General features: G+C 34.9%; 20 protein-coding genes. 13 read left to right on the top strand and 7 right to left on the bottom strand.

Annotated features, from left to right (window positions below; translation table 11 throughout):
• Position 1: 1 nt before the first annotated feature.
• Positions 2–901, bottom strand: a complete 900-nt coding sequence (locus ACTIEI_RS09490; protein ID WP_439506051.1) for a LysR family transcriptional regulator — start codon at positions 899–901, stop codon at positions 2–4.
• Positions 902–1171: 270 nt separating this feature from the next.
• On the opposite strand from ACTIEI_RS09490, the gene ACTIEI_RS09485 reads away from it, so the two are divergent.
• From ACTIEI_RS09485 to ACTIEI_RS09450, 8 genes are all read left to right on the top strand, one after another.
• On the top strand, positions 1172–1678 hold the full coding sequence (locus ACTIEI_RS09485) for a hypothetical protein (RefSeq protein ID WP_439506050.1): 507 nt from the start codon (positions 1172–1174) through the stop codon (positions 1676–1678).
• The gene (locus tag ACTIEI_RS09480) at positions 1668–2630 is read left to right on the top strand and encodes a sodium-dependent bicarbonate transport family permease (protein WP_439506049.1); all 963 of its coding nucleotides are present in this window, start codon (positions 1668–1670) and stop codon (positions 2628–2630) included. The genes ACTIEI_RS09485 and ACTIEI_RS09480 overlap by 11 nt, the downstream gene beginning before the upstream one ends.
• Before the next feature lie 43 nt (positions 2631–2673).
• Positions 2674–3051, top strand: a complete 378-nt coding sequence (locus ACTIEI_RS09475; RefSeq protein WP_439506048.1) for a DoxX family membrane protein — start codon at positions 2674–2676, stop codon at positions 3049–3051.
• 69 nt (positions 3052–3120) lie between these two features.
• A complete protein-coding gene (locus tag ACTIEI_RS09470; RefSeq protein WP_439506047.1) occupies positions 3121–3750 on the top strand; it encodes a trimeric intracellular cation channel family protein in 630 nt (209 codons plus the stop codon).
• 10 nt (positions 3751–3760) lie between these two features.
• Positions 3761–4243, top strand: coding sequence for a DUF4199 domain-containing protein (locus tag ACTIEI_RS09465; protein WP_439506046.1), 483 nt, complete (start codon positions 3761–3763; stop codon positions 4241–4243).
• A 109-nt stretch (positions 4244–4352) separates the two neighbouring features.
• Entirely contained in the window at positions 4353–4541 is a 189-nt protein-coding gene (locus ACTIEI_RS09460) for a CsbD family protein (RefSeq protein ID WP_439506045.1), read from the top strand.
• Positions 4542–4567: 26 nt separating this feature from the next.
• Positions 4568–5005, top strand: a complete 438-nt coding sequence (locus tag ACTIEI_RS09455) for a hypothetical protein (RefSeq protein ID WP_439506044.1) — start codon at positions 4568–4570, stop codon at positions 5003–5005.
• Entirely contained in the window at positions 4998–7571 is a 2574-nt protein-coding gene (locus ACTIEI_RS09450) for a cation-translocating P-type ATPase (RefSeq protein WP_439506043.1), read from the top strand. The genes ACTIEI_RS09455 and ACTIEI_RS09450 overlap by 8 nt, the downstream gene beginning before the upstream one ends.
• Here the strand turns inward: ACTIEI_RS09450 and ACTIEI_RS09445 are convergent.
• Positions 7542–8702 (bottom strand): trans-sulfuration enzyme family protein, encoded by a 1161-nt coding sequence (locus ACTIEI_RS09445; RefSeq protein ID WP_439506042.1) that lies wholly within the window; start codon positions 8700–8702, stop codon positions 7542–7544. The two genes, ACTIEI_RS09450 and ACTIEI_RS09445, sit on opposite strands and share 30 nt — an antisense overlap.
• Before the next feature lie 75 nt (positions 8703–8777).
• Here ACTIEI_RS09445 and metX point away from each other — a divergent pair, with 75 nt between their 5' ends.
• Positions 8778–9800 carry a homoserine O-acetyltransferase MetX gene (metX, locus tag ACTIEI_RS09440; RefSeq protein WP_439506041.1) on the top strand — a complete coding sequence of 341 codons (1023 nt, stop codon included), beginning with the start codon at positions 8778–8780 and terminating at the stop codon, positions 9798–9800.
• Here metX and ACTIEI_RS09435 read toward each other — a convergent pair.
• Positions 9797–11842, bottom strand: coding sequence for a penicillin acylase family protein (locus ACTIEI_RS09435; RefSeq protein WP_439506040.1), 2046 nt, complete (start codon positions 11840–11842; stop codon positions 9797–9799). The two genes, metX and ACTIEI_RS09435, sit on opposite strands and share 4 nt — an antisense overlap.
• 90 nt (positions 11843–11932) lie before the next feature.
• On the opposite strand from ACTIEI_RS09435, the gene ACTIEI_RS09430 reads away from it, so the two are divergent.
• The gene (locus tag ACTIEI_RS09430) at positions 11933–12109 is read left to right on the top strand and encodes a DUF6728 family protein (protein WP_439506039.1); all 177 of its coding nucleotides are present in this window, start codon (positions 11933–11935) and stop codon (positions 12107–12109) included.
• Here ACTIEI_RS09430 and lpxB read toward each other — a convergent pair.
• Positions 12102–13211, bottom strand: coding sequence for a lipid-A-disaccharide synthase (gene lpxB / locus ACTIEI_RS09425; protein ID WP_439506038.1), 1110 nt, complete (start codon positions 13209–13211; stop codon positions 12102–12104). The two genes, ACTIEI_RS09430 and lpxB, sit on opposite strands and share 8 nt — an antisense overlap.
• Positions 13212–13301: 90 nt before the next feature.
• Here lpxB and ACTIEI_RS09420 point away from each other — a divergent pair, with 90 nt between their 5' ends.
• Together ACTIEI_RS09420 and ACTIEI_RS09415 are read left to right on the top strand one after the other, a co-directional pair.
• Positions 13302–13664, top strand: coding sequence for a BlaI/MecI/CopY family transcriptional regulator (locus ACTIEI_RS09420; protein ID WP_439506037.1), 363 nt, complete (start codon positions 13302–13304; stop codon positions 13662–13664).
• 4 nt (positions 13665–13668) lie between these two features.
• Positions 13669–16152, top strand: coding sequence for an N-acetylmuramoyl-L-alanine amidase (locus tag ACTIEI_RS09415; protein WP_439506036.1), 2484 nt, complete (start codon positions 13669–13671; stop codon positions 16150–16152).
• Positions 16153–16195: 43 nt separating this feature from the next.
• On the opposite strand, the gene ACTIEI_RS09410 is transcribed toward ACTIEI_RS09415, so the two are convergent.
• Genes ACTIEI_RS09410 through ACTIEI_RS09400 form a run of 3 tightly spaced genes read right to left on the bottom strand, consistent with a single transcriptional unit; the run spans position 16196 to position 18979 of the window.
• Positions 16196–16492: a hypothetical protein gene (locus ACTIEI_RS09410; RefSeq protein WP_439506035.1), complete on the bottom strand. Its 297-nt coding sequence runs from the start codon at positions 16490–16492 to the stop codon at positions 16196–16198.
• Positions 16492–17301 carry a 5'/3'-nucleotidase SurE gene (gene surE / locus ACTIEI_RS09405; RefSeq protein WP_439506034.1) on the bottom strand — a complete coding sequence of 270 codons (810 nt, stop codon included), beginning with the start codon at positions 17299–17301 and terminating at the stop codon, positions 16492–16494. The genes ACTIEI_RS09410 and surE overlap by 1 nt, the downstream gene beginning before the upstream one ends.
• 25 nt (positions 17302–17326) lie before the next feature.
• The gene (locus ACTIEI_RS09400) at positions 17327–18979 is read right to left on the bottom strand and encodes a M14 family metallopeptidase (protein WP_439506033.1); all 1653 of its coding nucleotides are present in this window, start codon (positions 18977–18979) and stop codon (positions 17327–17329) included.
• A 121-nt stretch (positions 18980–19100) separates the two neighbouring features.
• Here ACTIEI_RS09400 and ACTIEI_RS09395 point away from each other — a divergent pair, with 121 nt between their 5' ends.
• Positions 19101–19853: a helix-turn-helix domain-containing protein gene (locus ACTIEI_RS09395; RefSeq protein WP_439506032.1), complete on the top strand. Its 753-nt coding sequence runs from the start codon at positions 19101–19103 to the stop codon at positions 19851–19853.

Genomic DNA, 19853 nt, shown 5'->3' with positions numbered 1-19853 from the left:
CTCAATACTGCTCGTACCAGCTAAATTTCTCTTTGATAATGGTTGCTTTTTCTTTTTTCAAATAGTTTAAAAAAGCTAGTGAAACTGGGGAATGTTTTTTCCCTTTTAACCATATTAAACTCCAGGTAGTTTTAATTGGAAGTCCTTTTGTAGGAATAATCTGTAATTCTTTGTTTTGTAACTCATTCTTTATACCAATAAGCGGCATAATGGAATATCCTAGTCCAGCTAGTAAGGCTTGTTTTATTGCTTCATTAGAAGTTAGTTCCATTTTTTTCTGAATACTTAATTGATTTTTTTCAAAATATTTTTCCATTGTTTGCCTAGTTCCAGATCCTTGTTCTCTAAATATAATCGGCATATCCTTAATGGTAAGTTTAGGTTTGTTATATCCTACTAAGTATAATTTGTTTTGTAATAGGTCTAGCTGTTCAATATTAATTGAATTAGGGAGAATAGATACCAATGCAAAGTCGATTTCGTTTTTTTCTAAACTCTCAATTACCCTAGACTTATTTGTAACATCCATATTTAATTCTATTCCTATATTCTTTTTCATAAATCCTGTCAAAAAATAGGGCATTACATATTTTCCAGTAGAGACTACGGATAATCTTAGTCGTCCTGCAAGTTGACCTTTGTATGCCAAAGTCTTATTATTAATTGCATAAACTTGGTTGATTATTTCCTCTGCAGCTTGTGCAATTTCTTTTCCAAAATCAGTAATATATAATTTTCTACCAACCACTTCAGTCAAAGGAATTTCGAACTGATCTTGAAAATTTTTTAGTTGAATCGATACAGCTGGTTGGCTTAGATGTAAGTCTTCTGAAGCTTTAGTAACACTCTGTGTTTCTACTACTTTTAGAAAAATTTGTAGTTGATTTAAAGTATAATTCATAAAAATAATTTATGGTTAATATAGTAAATATAAATAAAAACTTATGTAAAATGAGTGCAAATTTGCATCGGTTAGTTACAAGCCAAACATATATTATGAATAAATTGCAACTTAAGACATCAATGGGAATCATTTTTGTAGGATTATTATTAATCTTCTCTATTAAATCAGTTGATCCAATTTATAGTAACCTTTTTTCTTCTGTTTCGATTATAATCGCAGCATTTACATCCCATATTTTTTTAAATCGCAATCAAGGTAAATCAACTCATGAGTAACAAACTTTTTATTGTTTGTCCTTTTTCATGTGTAGAAGGTAAACTTAAGCGTAAATATGGCTCAAATGTTTTCTTTGTTTCATGCCCTGGCGCAGTAATACCCTACAATGACAATTTGTTTATTGAAGTATTGAAGGATGAGATTATTAGGAATAATATCAATACAGTTTATTTTGTTAATGATACAAACTCTAGAATCATTAGTTCTATAATACAGAATGAAAATTTGTTTGGTTTGGATGCCGAATATTTGATACAAAATATTTATAATAAAGCTTATCCAATAAGTTTAAAAGGGCGTTCAATACGATATCAACAATTTAAATTAGCTGAATGCATTGTGCATAATCAAAAAGATGATTTTTTGACTAATGGTGTTTTTACTGATTTAATAATTGATGAGAAAATAATGGTCAAGAGCTTGGTAATATCCTCTTCAATGCAATTGATTAAAGAGTCTCGAATTGCATCTTCTGTTAAAATAGCATATGAACTATAATTTATTATTAGATAATTTAACTAATCCAGCTTTATTGTTTTTCGTTTTAGGTATTTTGGCTGTTTATTTGAAAAGTGATCTAGAAATCCCCCCTAATTCATCTAAGTTTATTTCTCTTTATTTATTATTTGCTATTGGTTTCAAGGGAGGCCAAGAGCTTTCTCATGAAACTTTCACTTCAGAAATTGCTTGGTCAATGCTATTTGGGGTGGCTATTTCAATTGTTATTCCATTGTATACTTTTTTTATACTCAAGAAGCGGTTGAATATATACAATGCTGGTGCAATTGCTGCTGCTTATGGATCTGTAAGTGCAGTTACATTCGTAACAGCAGTTACTTATTTAGAATCTCAACAATTAGGAGTTCATGGTTATATGGTAGCTATTATGGCTTTAATGGAATCTCCTGCAATTATTGTAGGACTGTTGCTAATTAGTTTATTTGATACAGAGGAAGCAACTGATATTAAGAAAAGGGATGTTATCAAACATTCTTTTACCAATGGAAGTGTATTACTTATTTTGGGGAGTTTAATAATTGGATTTGTTGCTAACGCAAAACAAGCGGAGGGGATTAAACCATTTACGAATGATTTGTTCAAAGGGTTTCTCGCCATCTTTTTATTAGATATGGGAATTTCAAGCGGGAAAAAATTAAAAGCTTTCTTTTCTTTTGGATTATTTCCTTTCTTTTTTGCCTTCTTTATCCCGTTATTGAATGGCACTTTTTTTGCATGGGCTAGTATGTTGGTTACAGATGATATTACCAATAGATTCATGTTTGCTATTCTTGCTGCAAGTGCCTCTTACATTGCGGTTCCTGCAGCAATGAAAATATCAGTTCCAAAAGCAAATCCTGGTCTATTTTTGCCAATGGCACTTGCTGTTACCTTTCCTGTAAATATTACGATTGGAATGCCTCTTTACTTTTTAATTGCTCAATCTACTTGATATACTGATTTATCTTTTTTATATTTAAGCATAAATCAATTTTATGAAGCGGAAAATCTTTACAGTTGCTACTGTACTGTTTGCATTGATGTTTATCAATGGCGGTTTAAATAAATTTTTTAATTATATACCCGTGCCGCCTGATTTGCCTGCTGAAATGGTAAAAGTAAATACAGCATTAATGGAAATTGTTTGGTTAATGCCATTGATAGCTGTAGCTGAATTAGTAGGTGGAGTTTTATTATTAATCCCTAAACTTAGGGCACTTGGTGCTATTGTCATATTCCCAATTATGGTGGGTATTGTACATATTCATGCAACAGTAGCTTTGAGTGGGCTGCCTTTAGCAATAGCACTCTCAGTCATTTTATTATGGATTATGTGGGAGGACAAAGCCAAGTATCTGCAATTAATTAAGTAATACATAGTCAATTTTTATTCGGGTATAAGGGTTCTCCTATTTATCACTTATTTATTTCAAGTAATTATATTGGAAAATTTATTCACCATATTGCCAGATCTAGTAGGAACTTTTGCTTTTGCAATAAGTGGAATAAAGTTGGCATCAGGTAAGCAAGTTGACTGGTTGGGGGCTTATATTATAGGCTTGGCTACAGCTATTGGTGGAGGAACAATTAGGGATTTATTGTTAGGAGTCACCCCATTTTGGATGTTAGATAGCCGGTATTTTATTACTACAGGGGTAGCATTATTTGCAACCTTGTTATTCAAAGAAAAATTGTTCAGATGGAAAAACACCCTTTTTTTATTTGATACAATTGGTTTAGGGTTGGTTACTATTGTGGGGATTACCAAAAGTTTAGATGCCAATTTTCCTTTTTGGGTTTGTATTGTAATGGGGGCAATTACAGGTTCTATTGGTGGTGTGATTAGGGATATTTTATTGAACGAAGTACCGCTTTTATTGCAAAAAGATATTTATGCCTTAGCTTGTATTGCTGGCGGTGTGGTTTATTTTACCTGTCATTTTTTTAGTTTATCAACTGGTTTTACGGAAATCATAGCAGCCTCTATAGTGATATTAATTAGAGTGTTAGCAGTTCAATTCCATATTCATTTGCCAATTTTGAAATCAATACAACCTCAATCAAAAAGATAAAACTTTTTTTATGCCATCTATTAAAATTGAAATTAAATGGGCTATTATTTTTTCTATAATGGTGTTAGTTTGGATGTTATTAGAGAAATTAAGTGGATTGCATAGCACTTATATAGATTACCATCTTTATTTAACCAATTTGTTTGCCATACCCGCAATATGGGTAATGGTTTTAGCTTTAAAAGAAAAAAAGAAAATATACTATAATGGTAATATCAGCTATAAGCAAGGGTTGATATCTGGAATTATATTGTCTGTTATTATTGCATTATTTAGTCCTTTAACTCAATGGATAACAACCTATATTATCACTCCAGCATATTTTCCTAATGTAATTAAGCGTTCTGTGGAAATTGGTTATTATAAAACAACGGCAGAAGCAGAAGCTAATTTTAATTATTCAAATTATGCTATTCAAGGGGCTATTGCAGCAATTATCATGGGTTTAATAACAACTTCTATTGCCATGATTTTTATTAAATCAAAAAAGTAAATAAAGTTAGAATCTGTAAATAATGTATTATTTATCCATTGTTCTGTAATATTTAACAGCTGAAACTGATTGACCTTTAGTCTTTCTTAATAATATTTAAAAAGACTACATGAAAAACACTACAGAATTATTGGGCAATTGGAAAGAACTAAAAGGTAAAATGAAACAAAAGTATGCAATGCTAACTGATGATGATTTATTGTTAGTAGAGGGTAAGCATGAAGAGTTAATGGGTAGATTACAAGCTAAATTGGGCAAGTCTAAGGAAGAAATGCACGATATCATTAATACTTTATAGTTTAACTAACAACCAAAATCATAATCATGAAATCTTTTAAATACTTTTTATTTGCCTTTGTTTTATTCGCTGGTAACGGATTGATGAGTTGTAATTCTTCTGCTGAAAAAGTGGAAAAAGCTGAAGATGAAGTTAAAGTAGCTAATGAAAATTTGGATCAAGCCAATGCTGAATATTTAGCTGATGTAGAAAAGTTTAAGGCAGAAACTAATCAAAAAATTGCTGATAATGCCAAAAGTATTGCGGACTTTAATGCAAGGATTGTTTCGGACAAGAAACTTGCAAAAGCAGAATACAAGGAGAAAATTGCTGCATTAGAGTTGAAGAATACTGATATGCAGAAAAAAATGGCTGATTATAAAGCGGATGGTAAAGATGACTGGGCTAAATTTAAAGAAGAATTCAACCATGATATGGATGAATTAGGAAAAGCCCTAAAAGATTTTACTATCAAGAATGATTAAACAGTTTTTTAATATTGATGCGAATGATGCTTTAAACGCATTACACACATCAACCAATGGATTATCCCAATTAGAAGCCACTAATCGTTTAGCCAAATATGGCCTGAACGAATTAGTAACCAAGAAAAATAAACCCGCATGGGTTTATTTTTTTGACCAGTTTAAAAACTTCATGATTCTCATTTTAATGGTAGCTGCAATTCTATCTGGAATAATGGGAGATATGGTAGATACAGTGGTTATATTGGTTATAGTATTATTAAATGCTTTGTTAGGGTTTAGCCAAGAGTATAAGGCTGAAAAGTCAATGTTGGCTTTGAAAAAAATGAGTGTTACTACAGCTCGAGTTAATCGAGATGGGAATCCAGCCATAATCCCTTCAGAAGAATTGGTTCCCGGCGATATTGTTTTTTTAGAAGCGGGTAATATTGTTCCTGCAGATTTACGATTAATAGAAGTTCATGCTTTAAGTATTGATGAGTCTTCTTTAACAGGAGAATCAAATGCTATTCACAAGAAAATTGAAAAAATCATCGATAAGGATATTTCCTTAGGCGATCAGTTGAATATGGCATTTAAGGGCACACTTGTAACTGCTGGTAGAGCAACTGGATTAGTGGTTGTAACTGCTATGTCTACAGAATTGGGCAAAATTGCAGGACTACTTCAAGAAGAAAAACCAACTACCCCTTTACAGAGAAGAATGGACCATTTTGGTAAAAATCTTTCTTACATAATTTTACTGATATGCTTAATTCTATTTATTAGTGGACTGGTAAGAGGAGAAGATCCATTTACTTTATTATTACTTTCAATTAGTTTGGCAGTAGCGGCTATACCAGAAGCTTTACCCGCACTTATTACCATTGCTCTGGCAAAAGGCGCTGCTAGATTGGCAAAGCGAAAAGCTTTAATTAGAAAACTTCCTGCTGTTGAAACTTTAGGTTCTGTAAGCTTTATTTGTTCTGATAAGACAGGAACACTTACCCAGAATAAGATGGAAGTGGTTGAGTATTTTGAAAATACGGTTTTGTCCCCCTCTTTTTCAAATACCCCTTTATTGCTTTCTGTATTGTTAAACCAAGATATTCAATTTAATCAATCCGGTGAGGCCTTGGGAGAGTCAACAGAATTGGCACTGGTAAACTATTGTATTTCCAAATTAGGTATTGCTGAATTTCATAAATTATACAAGCAATATCCGCGGGTAGCAGAAATTCCATTTGATTCCGATAGAAAATGTATGACTAACATACATCCTTTTGGGGATCAATTTTTGGTCATCACAAAAGGGGCAAGTGAAACGATACAAACTTGTTTATTAGACGAAACTGCTAAACAACAAATGTTGACGATGTCTGATAAATGGGCTTCAAAAGGTATACGGGTAATAGCATACGGATTTAAGCTATTAGATCTGTTGCCACAACAAATTACCAGTGAATCAATTGAGCATGATTTAGTTTGGCTAGGACAAATAGGTTTGATGGATCCTCCTAGAGTGAATGTCAAAAGAGTGATTGAGGAGTGTAAGGAAGCTGGAATTAAGCCTGTAATGATTACGGGTGATCATCCAACAACCGCTAGAGCTATTGCTATGCAAGTAGGAATAATGGAAGAAACCGATGTATTAATTTCGGGTATTGAATTGGAACATTTAAAAGACGTTGATTTACAGAAAACTGTTGTCGATATTGCTGTTTATGCAAGAGTTTCTCCCAATCAAAAACTTAGGATTATTAAAGCATTGCAAAGCAAAGGTCATTTTGTTGCTATGACTGGGGATGGAGTGAATGATGCACCATCATTAAAAGAAGCCAATATAGGTGTGGCAATGGGTATTACAGGCACTGATGTAAGTAAGGAAGCGGCAGATTTAATTTTACTAGATGATCATTTTGGAACAATTGTAAATGCAATTAAAGAAGGAAGAAGAATTGTAGACAATATTCGCAAATTCATTAAATATATCATGACCTGTAATGGAGCTGAAATTTGGACGATTTTTTTAGCTCCCATTTTAGGAATGCCTATTCCCTTATTGCCCATCCACATTCTATGGATTAATTTAGTTACAGACGGATTGCCTGCTTTAGCATTGGCTAATGAAAAAGCTGAAATGGATATTATGAAGCGGCCACCAAGAAAAGCGGATGAAAGTTTTTTTGCGGATGGGGTTGGTTACCATATAGTTTGGGTTGGACTTTTAATGGCAGGGGTGACTTTAGCTACTCAAGCTTATGCATTGCATAATGAGTTTGCTCATTGGCAAACAATGGTTTTTACTGTATTATCATTTGCTCAGTTAGGACATGTGTTGGCAGTTAGAAGCGATAAAACATTTTTATTTCAACAAGGTATTTTTTCGAATCCTCTTTTATTGCTTTCTGTTTTATTTACTTTTTGTTTACAGTTAGGAGTCATTTATATACCCTTCTTAAATGCAATATTTAAAACACAACCATTAAGTTTACAAGAGTTAGGTTTTTGCACATTAATGGCGATGGTTGTATTTCATGCAGTTGAATTAGAGAAACTAATTAAGCGCTTGCAAAATATCCGCTAAAATATCTTCTTTATTTTCTAGCCCCACACTAATCCTGATAAGCCCTGGTGTAATATTTACAGCCTGTCTTTCTGCTTCAGATAATTTAGCGTGAGTAGTACTAGCTGGATGTGATGCAATGCTTCTTGTATCTCCTAAGTTAGCGGTGAGTGAAAGCATTTGGAGTTGGTCTAAGAATTTTCTACCAGCTTCAATCCCCCCTCTTAATTCAAAACATACTATGCCACCACCATTTTGCATTTGCTGAGTGGCGATTGAATAATGCGGATGAGAAGCTAAAAATGGGTATTTCAAAGTAGCAATACTTGGATGATTTTCTAGCGATTGAGCAATGTACAAAGCATTAGAAGCATGGCGCTCCATTCTCACATCTAGGGTTTCAATACTTTTGCTTAATACCCATGCATTAAAAGGTGATAGGGCAGGTCCGGTACTGCGGCAAAACAAATAGATTTCTTTAATCAAATCTTTGCGTCCAACCACAGCGCCTCCTAATACTCTACCTTGTCCATCCAACCATTTTGTTGCTGAATGCACCACTAAGTCTGCTCCAAATGCAATGGGCTGCTGATTTACAGGGGTCGCAAAACAATTGTCTACATTTAAAATAATATTATGCTTTTTTGCCAGCTTCCCTATCATAACTAAATCCAATATTTCTAAACCCGGATTAGTGGGTGTTTCTAAATAGATCATTTTTGTATTGGGGGTAATAGCAGCTTCCCATTCTTCTTCTGTTGCATTAGCGCCTATATAACCGTATTCAATTCCATATTTGGGCAAATATTTTGCAATAACAGTATGGGTACTACCAAATATTGAATTACAAGACAGTAATCGATCACCTTGTTTTAATAATGCCATGAACGAACCGAATACCGCACTCATTCCTGAAGCAGTTGCATAGCCTGCTTCAGCACCTTCTAGAGCAACTAATTTGTCAATGAATTCTTGTACACTTGGATTACTAAAGCGAGAATAAATATTATCGTCCGATTCATCTGCAAAAGCAGCACGCATTTCTTCCGCATTATCAAAACAAAAACTGCTGGTTAAGAAAAGGGGAGTAGAATGTTCCATTTCTTGAGTGCGTTCTGTTTGAATGCGGATGGCCTGTGTTTGCTTTTTCATAATTCTATTGCTGCTTTTAAAATTTTCACAAAGGTACGCTTCACATGTCTTTATTTTGTGGTAGAATTTTGAACAATGGCCATACAGCATTATACTTGCGAAGCACCTTTTTTATTGGAATGTGGTGAAACTTTACATGGTTTAGAAATAGCTTACCATACTTATGGTAAAATGAATGAATCGGGTAGCAATGTTATTTGGATTTGTCATGCTTTAACAGCTAATTCGGATGTAGCAGATTGGTGGAAAGGATTAGTAGGAGAAGGTTGTTTAATTAATCCAGAGGAATATTATATTGTCTGTGCCAATATAATTGGATCTTGTTATGGATCTACTGGGCCTTTGAGCAAGAATCCTGTAAATCAACAGACTTATTATGCTCAATTTCCACTAATTACCATTCGCGATATGGTAGCTGCACATATATTGCTAAGACAGCATTTGGGAATTCATTCTATTGAATTAATGATGGGGGGAAGTATGGGTGGATACCAAGTGTTGGAATGGGCAGTGATGGAGCCTTCGGTTATTAAGAAGTTGTTTTTAATTGCTACATCCCCTTCCGAATCCGCATGGGGTGTTGCGGTACATACCGCTCAAAGACTAGCCATTGAAGCAGATGCTACATGGAGACATTATACTTCAGATGCTGGTGCTGCAGGATTAAAAGCCGCTCGTGCTATAGGTATGCTCACTTATCGCAATTACGCTACTTTTCAAGAGAAGCAGACGGACCCAGATCCTGAAAAAATAGATGACTTTAAAGCATCATCCTATATTAATTACCAGGGGAAAAAATTGGTGAATCGTTTTAATGCATTCAGTTATTGGTTGCTTACTAAGGCAATGGATAGCCATCATTTAGCAAGGGGCAGGGGAGGTAATTTACTAGCTGTATTGCAAAGCATACAACATCCCACATTAATCATTGGAATAAGTTCTGATATACTTTGTCCTGTGGATGAACAACAATTCATGGCTACTTATATGCCCAATGCATCCCTAGAAATCATTCATTCTACCTATGGGCACGATGGCTTCATTATTGAGACGCAACAAATCTCCAATCTTTTAAAACCCTTTATGCATCAAGTCTAAAGCGGATTGTATTTTTTTACCGCTTGTTGATATACCGTTGCTTTATCTAAAGTCATTTTTTTCGTTTGTTGCTTCACATACATGTCCATTTGGTCTGTGTAGTGTGGTGAATCTTTTCTTGCCGATGCTCCATATACATTGATGCTTTCAATGATTGGTCCGTCTTTGGTAAAGCGCACCAATTCAATATACGCATCTCCTTGATTGCCTTTGTACATTCCATCTTTGTAAGGAATAGAATACATAGGAGCCAATACATCTGGTAAGCCTGGTAAAGGCAAAGCAACATTCCCCCTCACTAGTTTTTGAATATCGCCCAATTGCAAATTGGTTCTATTAAAACCCGCTAGCATTTTATTTTTTGCTGCTCTAAGTATTTCCACCGCCTGATTTTCGGTAATTGTTTTTTGCTTTAAGTAAAGCGCTCTATTATCATAAACAGTATGCGTAATCATAAAAAAAGTGCCAGCTCCAATACTTTCCGCATCAGCAATTTTATTCCAAGATTTTAAGTTTGAAATTAAGTCTGCAATATCTGTATACTTCATTTCATCTAGCATGAATAGGGTATCGATATTATACGGAAAATAAAAGTTGGATGGGAACTGTCTACTGAATTTGATTCGTTTAAAGTCTTCGTAACTCACTTTATTCAAGGGTTTGAGCATTTCCTCAAAACGCTTGCTGCGATTGTTTTCTAGGGTTTCATATCCCATTGTAATATCTCTTACAATGGGATTTTCAGGACCTTCCGTAGAATGAAAAGGAGAGTGGTTGGTATTGTATACAAATCCAGATTTTGGTTGTAGAACCTGCGGTAATGCATCAATAGGGTGCAATTGATTCCAAAGTGTTGCACTGGTATTTCCAGGCAAAGTAGTTTTCCAATTAAAGTTTTTATCTCTGATGGGAATTCGTCCGTTACTGATATAATAAATGGTATCATATTTATCTGCATATACAATATTGTAACCAGGAATGGCTTTCATATTTACAGCTGCTTTAAACTCTGTAAAGTTTTTGGCTTTATTAAAGCGATACCATTGTTCTAAACCTCTGATATCCATTTGAGCAGGCATTCTGATAGAGAAACTGCCTCTGTCAGTAATAATGGTTGGTCCATATTTACTCCAGTATGCTTTTTTCTTAACATTGATTTTTAAACCAGCAATTTTTACTTTTAAACTGGCCACTTTTTCTTCTAATATTTCCCATTTACCGTCAAATTTATATTGGGTCTTATTTTCTGGGTTTATTTCTAATTGATACACATCCAATTTATCAGGCTCATTCACTGTGTGTGCCCAACCTAAATATTCATTTACTCCATGCAATATGGAAGGAGCACCTGGGAAGTTCGCTCCCAAAATATTCCATCCTTCTTCGCTACTTAAATGGGCTTCATAAAAAGCAACTGGTCCCTCCAGCGGCTGATGGGCATTGATAGCTAGGTATACATTGCCGTCTGTTGTTTTGTTACTGTTAAAGGCAAATGCATTGCTTCCCTGTGTTTTATAATTTTCTAACAAGGGAACAGTACCACCAAAAATTGCAGCCAATGCTTTATCAGCCCCTGAAAGCACACAAAGTTGTAAAACAGAGTACTGCACCATGTCTTTGGGGGTAACGGGGAATACTTTCTTAAGCAATACTTCTTTGGGATGTTTGGCTGCGTAGGCATTTAGACCAGCGCAATATCCTTCCAATAGTTTTTTAAAGTCGGGTGCTAAATCCGATTCATATCTTTCTTCTACCAATTCTGGTATTCGTAATAAATGAACAATATAATCGATAGAAGCGCCTTTTTTCCCCTGGTTTTGCGCTAGCATGGCTTTGCCTGCAAGAAGGGATTGTTGTATGGTCGTAAAGTCGTCTTCCGCATGCGCCCAAGCCAAGCCATACGCTACTTCAGGGTCTGTTTTTCCGAAAATATGGGGAACGCCGTATTTGTCGCGGATAATATCAATTTTGGAAGGATTAATTTGTGCTTGAGAATGGATAGTAAATAGCAAGCAAGCAATCAAGATGATTTTTTGAAACATAAACCGGTTTTCGTTTTAACAAATCTAAGGGTATAAGGTTGATTGAACTAAAATGCTACCAGCATGTTATCTTTGTTAAAATAATCAACCATGGGAATCTGGAACCAAATTCAGCAGTATTTATTTATCAAGAAAGAAGATCCCAATGCACCCAAATCTGCTTGGATGAAGTATATGCATGGGATGAATCGAATTTCTTTGTTGATGTTTTTGATTGCAGTCCTGTTCATCATTATTAAACAAGTGGTCATTCCAATGTTTAAATAATTGATGGTTGTAGGAATTGCATAATTAGGTTCGAAGCGTTTTTGGATGCATGTCCACCCGCTGATAGTAATTGATACAATTTTGAATATTCTTCCTTAAGTATTTCTTGAGCTTGATTATTTTTTAAGATTGAATTCAAGGCCTGAACTAAGTTGGCTGTATTCAATTCATCCTGAATTAATTCCTTGACTATTTCCTTATCCATAATTAAGTTAACCAGGGAAATGTATTTAATCTTAACCAATCTTCTTGCAATCTGGTAACTGATATTGCTTCCTTTGTAACAAACAACTTCTGGTACACTAAATAAGGCAGTTTCTAAGGTAGCAGTTCCGCTGGTAACCAATGCTGCGCTGGATTGCATCAATAACGCATAGGTACTATCTTTCACCACTTTTACATTGGTTTGTCCTGCTAAAAATGGTTCATAAAATTGATCTTCTTGGCCTGGGGCTTTAGCTACCACAAATTCATAATCAGGAAAATAGGAAGCTACACTTAACATGATGGGCAACTTTTTCGCAATTTCTTGTTTACGACTACCCGGTAATAAAGCCACAATTTGCTTTGGTTCTGATGGATGCGATACTTTAAATTCTTCAATGACTTCAATTAAAGGATGACCTACGTAATTAACCTCCCAATTCCATTGTTCTTTAAAATAGTTTTTTTCAAAAGGAAGAATGCACAACATTAAATCGATGCATTGTTTCATTTTCTTTACTCGATTGGCTTTCCAAGCCCACACTTGTGGGGCAATATAGTAGACCACTTTAAATCCTTGTTGTTTAGCCCATTCAGCAATGCGTAAATTAAATCCTGGATAGTCAATAAGAATAAGCACATCAGGCTGAAAGTCAAAAATGTCTTTTTTGCAAAAGCTTAGGTTACCTAAAATAGTGGGTAAGTTTTTAATTACTTCTGCAAATCCCATGAAAGCTAAATCTCTGTAATGCTTTACCAGTTGGGCTCCTGCCGCTTTCATTAAATCTCCACCCCAGCATTGAATTTGTGCCGAAGGGTCTTGTATTTTCAATTGTTTAATCAGGTTACTGCCATGTAAATCTCCGCTGGCTTCCCCCGCTATGATATAGTATTTCATGATGAATAACTAAATAAATAGTTAAATAACTAAAAAAATAGTTGTTAAACTAAAAATTTAGTTATAAGTTTACTCTTGTAAATGTACATCATGAAACCATTAACCAAAGCAGAAGAACAAATAATGCAGTCTATCTGGAAGTTGGAAACAGCTTTCTTAAAAGACGTTATTGATGCCCAACCTGAACCCAAGCCCCATAGCAATACCATTGCTACTATTGTAAAAATTTTAGTAGACAAAGGATTTGTAGGAGTGAACCAAATTGGACGTGTGCATCAGTATTATCCCATTGTAACCAAAGAAGAATACTCTTCAAGTACGATTCGAAATTTAGTAGATGGATATTTCGAGGGTTCTTTTGCCGATGCCGTATCCTTTATGGTCAAACAAAAAGACATCAGCGTAAAAGAATTGGAATTGTTATTACAAGAAATGAAAAAAACTAAAAAATAATTGTATGCAAACCACCATTTATTATTTTCTTCAGGTAGTTTTTTGTTCTGCTATTATGATGGGATATTACTGGCTTGTGCTGCGTGATAATAAATTTCATCAGTATAATCGGTTTTATTTATTGGCGATTGCAGCGCTTTCTTGGATCGTTCCGCTCATAAAGATTCATTGGAATGAGACCAGTTTTTCAGAAGACACCAATATTTATTACTTCCTTTCTGCAGTCGCAGAGAACAATACTGAAATTGAATCTAGTTTCAAGTTGAATTGGTATAATATTAGTTGGCAGAATGGATTAAAGCTGTTGTATATCGGCGGAGCGCTCTTATTATTGGGAAGTTTAATTGTATCCTTATTTCGTATTTATCAGTTATTCAAATCGAATAGAACCAGTTCACTAGGGCAAATTGATTTAGTTATCACGAATGCGAAAGGAACCCCTTATTCCTTCTTCAAGTATATTTTTTGGAATGAAGCAATTGACATGCATAGCACAACAGGTCAACAAATTTTGCAACATGAAATTACCCATGTAAAAGAGAAACACTCTTATGATAAATTATTTGTTCAACTCATTTTGATTGCAGGGTGGTTCAATCCATTATTCTGGTTAATCAAAAAAGAACTCCATATGATTCATGAATTTATTGCAGATAAAAAATGTGTTGACAATGGTGATACTGCATCATTGGCGCAAATGCTGCTCACTGCGGCATATCCCCAGCACAATTTTAGTTTAACCAATTCCTTCTTTTTTTCACCTATCAAAAGACGCATAGCCATGTTAAGCAAACAACCCACCACACGATTCAGTTATTTAAGAAGACTGATTGTGCTGCCATTATTAGCTATTATTGTAGTGCTGGTAGCTTTTAGAAATAAAGAGACTACACAACCTATTTCTGTTGAATCTGTCATTAACACCATTTACAAAGATATTTCTGGTAAACCTACTCCATCCGTTGCGCCCTTGATGGTTGATTTGAAAAAAGACTATACCATCGTAATCAATGCGGGGCATGGCGGTACAGATAAAGGTAGCCTTGGAGTTGATGGAAAAAGTACAGAAGCTGCATTAACACTAGAATTGGCCAATACCATCAAATCCTTGAATCAAAATCCACGCTTAAATCTAGTGTTTACTCGAAATGAAGACGAAACACAATCAGTTACTGAAGTGGCAACTATTGCCAATAAAGCCAAACCTGACTTATTTGTGTCTTTACATTATAATGCTAGTAAGAATAACCAATTATCAGGAACTGAAATCTTTATTGCCAACCCTGCTAAAACAAATAACTACAATGCCCATTTGCAATTTGCTAATCAACTAGCTAATGATTTAGATGATTTAAAAATGCCTTTTAATGGCATAAAAAGTAGAAAGGAAGCTGTTTATGTTTTGCAAAATGTAAACTGTCCTAGCGTGTTAGTTGAAGCAGGATATCTATCTAATTCAGCTGATTTTGAAAAAATAAAAACTGACGAATTTAGAGCGCAATTAGCAGTTGCCGTACTTAATGGGATACAAAAGTATTTGAGTGCAAAAGAAAATAATGTAAAAACAGATGATACTATTTTGCCCAAGGCTGATACTGTTAAGCTGGTTGTAAAGAAAGTTGAGTCTGAGCTAGGTAAACAATCAGTTGATTCTGTTCAAACATTTTCAATTATTAAGAATAATTTTTTTTGGGATAACAGCTTGAAATTGCTCTCTAAAAATGGACAAAAACCGCTGCTTATTTTAAATGGGAAAAAGGTAGAAAGTGAAATTTTGGATCATTTTGGGGCAAATGAAATTCAATCCATTAATGTGCTGAAAAATGAAAAAGCAACTTTAAAATACGGTGCCGATGGTAACAATGGTGTTATTGAAATAGTAACCAAAAACGCTGATCCATCTTTTAGAGCGGATAATAATGATCGGTCTGGTATAAAATCTTTTATGAAGCGAAATAATGAAGTTGCTAATGTTTCATGGAATCATCAATTGAAAACGATGGAAATCCTTTTAAAGGATGGGACTCAAGAAAAATACATAATCAATAATGCAGCTAGTATGAGAAGGGCTGAAGAGAAATATGGTGAACTTCCAATACCTGCGCCTCCGCCACCTCCTCCTTCAGGTCGTCCCGCTCAAGTTAAAGAAGAGAGCTATGATAAAGTGTTTACCAAAACTGAAGTTCCTGCATCATTCCCTGGGGGTAAAGAAGCTTGGCAAAAATATTTAGAAAGAAATTTAAAAATGGATTTGCCGGTAATAAATGGGGCACCTCCAGGAAAATATACTGTAATTGTTTCATTTATAGTTGCACCAGACGGTGGTATCAGTAATGTAAAAGCCGACAATGATCCTGGATATCAAACTGCAGCAGAAGCCGTTAGGATGATTGTTAAAGGACCTAAATGGGTCCCAGCTAAACAAAACGGAAAAGCAGTTAAATCGAAAGTAAAGCAGTCGATTACTTATGTAATTAGCGAAGAATAATCATTTGAAATCAATTATCAAGTAAATGATTATTGAACTTAAATTATAAAAACCACTTAAAGCCAAGGGAGATTAACGCATACACACAGGTTGCAATAAATACTCCCTTGGCTGTTTTATCTTTCTGCTTGTTGATATAAACGGTAAATACAATGGCATTGGCAATTAATGCAATGCTAATGATACCACTCAATAAAGATTTTTGGAGCATCAGTACTTGAAAGAATTCATTCAACGTAAATAGGCTAAACTTCCAATAGTAATAGCCAAATAAGCCAAATATGGGGGCAATAAATCCCAATAGCAAGCCAAAACCAAATTGATCTTTATTAAACAGCATTAGAATTTCCAGTTTTTTTCCAACTGCTTTTTTAGTTCGTAGTTGGTTAGGTCAAATTGCACGGGTACCACACTAACATAATTATTTTTTAGGGCCCAAACATCACTCTCTTTGCTCTTGTCAAAATTCACAAACTCACCAGTCAACCAAAAATATTTTCTTCCGTGTGGGTCTTTTCTTTCGTCAAATTTTTCTTGGTATTTGGCATAAGCCTGAGAGCAGATTTTGATTCCTTTAATTAGTTCTGTTTTTACTTTAGGAATATTCACATTTAAGCAAATATGCTTATCTAATTTTTTGCTGGCCAATAACTGCTCTACAATAATGCGGGCGTATTTTTTAGCCCCCTCAAAATCCGCTTCTATACTATAGTCTAATAAGCTGAAGCCAATACTGGGGATACTTTCTATAGAAGCTTCCAATGCAGCACTCATCGTGCCCGAATAAATTACATTAATGGAGTGGTTGGCACCATGGTTAATACCACTGATGCAGATGTCTGGTTTGCGGTGTAATACTTTGTCTACTGCCAGCTTTACACAATCAACTGGTGTACCACTGCAGCTATAGGCTTCGACATCCCCAAAATTGTGCACTTTATGCAAGCGTAAAGGCTCACCAATGGTAATGGCATGTCCCATTCCACTTTGAGGTTTGTCTGGGGCAACTACTACAATCTTCCCCAATCCTTTTACCGCTTCTACCAATGCATGTATACCCGGTGCGGTAAAACCATCATCATTGGTTACCAATATAATCGGTTCTTCTTTTTTCTTAGTTGCTTTTACTTTTACTTTTTCTTTTGCCATACTGCAAGGTACGATAAGCCATGGCCTATCTTTTCTTTTTCGTTGTTGTAATTGTGCTAAAAAATTTAAACACTGGATAGGCTACTGGTTGGGTGCTAATTCCATTTGTATTTAAATAATGGTCAAAGAAATTCCAAGTTAATAAACCATCATCCGATTGAGGCTCTAGGGCATAAAAAATTAGGTTGGCCAAGGGTTGTGCCAAGTCTACCATAAAATCTCCTTTTTCAGCAGTAAAATTTTTTGGAATAAATTTACCTTCTGCGGATGCCATTTGATGTCCTTCAAATTTTCTAGTGGCTTTAGTGAATTTTTCAATCATGAATTCCTCTCCTTTGAACTCCGTTTTTTTCTCTAGCTTTTCTACTTTTACACCCATTAATTTCAAGTGTTGAACGATGCTGTCCATTGCTGCTGGTATAATATAACCTCTAGGTAAAACTGCATTCACCGTGTCTTTAAAATCCGCATAGTAGTTTACTTTGTCTAAATGCGTGATTCTACCCGTTTTAACGATGCTTGTACTTCCATCTTCCTTTTTAAAAGGAATATAGTCGTAGGTCCTAAAGTTGCGTATACCCTCCAATGTAGGAACCATTTTAAATCTAACTCCCTTAGAAACTAAACCTGCATTATTGCGTACATTTTCAATAGCATTTTTTTCTGCTTGCTGGTTTATTTGAATAATTTCAGCAGCATTATTGTTACAAAAAGTTAAAATCTCTTTTACAAACTGGTATGTGCTATTCATGCGTTGATAAAACCGTTCATGGGCAAAAGATTCACTTAATATGGACATCCTATTTCTTAAACCAATTTGATTGATAATATATCTTGGATGATGATTGTAGGTATAAAAATTTTTAATTGGCCATCCCTCTCTTGTAGAAAAATCGCCAAATGGTCCAAATAATAAATCATTTTTTTTCTTTACTTGGTCTGTAATAAATGGTAGGATAGTACTATTCGTATAATGATAAGGCCCTGGTTCTCCTGCTGATAAATACCCAGGCGCCCATGTTAAATCATAGCCATGCCATGTACCGTTGGTGGTATGTAAGTCTACTACCATTTGAGGATCCCATGCATTCAAAATATTGGCAACCATTGCCTTGGTTTCAGGGGTTTCCATCTTCATTCCGTCCCTGTTTAAGTCGAGCCCTTGTCCGTTTTCTCTGATACCTGTTTCTAGTGGGCTATTCTCTTGAGACGGCCTTAATCCCTTTGCAAATTGATCGTTCCCATCTGTATTGTAAATGGGTACAAATACGATGATTTGTTTGCTAAGTAATTCGGATAAATTTCCCAATAAAATATCTCTCATTAACATCATGCTTATTTCTTTGCCTTCTACTTCTCCTGCATGAATATTCCCTTGAATGTAAACAACCGGTTTGCCTGATTGCTTTGCTTGTTCTGGAGAACTAATGGCAGGGTTCGCTAATACAGCAAAGGGAATGTCTTTTCCCATCGTACTTTTTCCTATTGAACCCACGTGAATGAGAGGGCTCATTGTTTTAATGGTGTTTAAAAACTGCATTACATCTGCATAGGAAGATGTTTTTTCGAAATTTGATTTCTCGGGCGTTATCATTAAAGACGCTGGAAATGATGCATTTTGTTGTGCAGTTGCACTAACAGAAAAACAAATGGAAAACAGAATAGCTATTTTTTTCATGGTCATTTATTACACATGAAAAGTACTGCAAACATTTTTTAGAATTGACTTGAAAAAATAAAAATGAAAATAAATTTGGAAAAACTAAAAAGTTTAGTAAATTGCGCTAAAAGTATTAGTTATGTCAAACGCTGGAAAGAATTTACGGTATCTGCGCAAACTGCGGGGCTGGACCCAGGAAGAGTTTGCCAACAAGCTAAAAATAAAGCGCTCTTTAGTGGGTGCTTATGAAGAAGAAAGAGCTGAGCCAAAATTGGAAGTAATGGAGCAGGTCTGCAGTATTTTTAAGCTTACACTAGAAGATTTTCTATTTAAAGATCTTACTGAAACAACAGGTGGTTCTTATTTGGATAGAAGACGTCAATTGAAAATGGTTGCTGAATCCAATGAAATTCGTTTTGTTCCTGTTAAAGCAGCTGCAGGTTATATGACTGGATATGCAGACCCAGAGTTTGTTGACGAACTGAATACTTTTACATTGCCTATGTTGGCACCAGGCCAATATAGAGCTTTTGAAATAATGGGAGATTCTATGTTGCCTACTCCAAGCGGTAGTGTGATTGTAGGGGAGAAAGTAGAAGACCTTGATGATTTAAAAAATAGTAATACTTACGTTGTTTTATCTCGTAATGAAGGAGTTGCTTACAAGCGAGTTATGAAAAACAATCGCTTGAAAAATAAAATCACTTTAATTAGCGATAATCCTCAATACGAACCTTATAATGTTAGCGCAGAAGATGTTTTGGAGATTTGGAAAGCCGTGTACATTTTGCAAAAAGCCAATGCTGCACCAGTTTGGGACGTAAATCAGTTAGCGGGTATGGTTAACAATTTGCAGGAACAAGTAAGTACACTTAAGAAGAAGCTAAACTAG

The sequence above is a fragment of the Sediminibacterium sp. genome (genome assembly GCF_051860225.1).
Classification (GTDB): domain Bacteria; phylum Bacteroidota; class Bacteroidia; order Chitinophagales; family Chitinophagaceae; genus Sediminibacterium.
The sequence above is the reverse complement of the archived record's forward strand: the minus strand, read 5'-3'. Positions and strand labels throughout refer to the sequence as shown.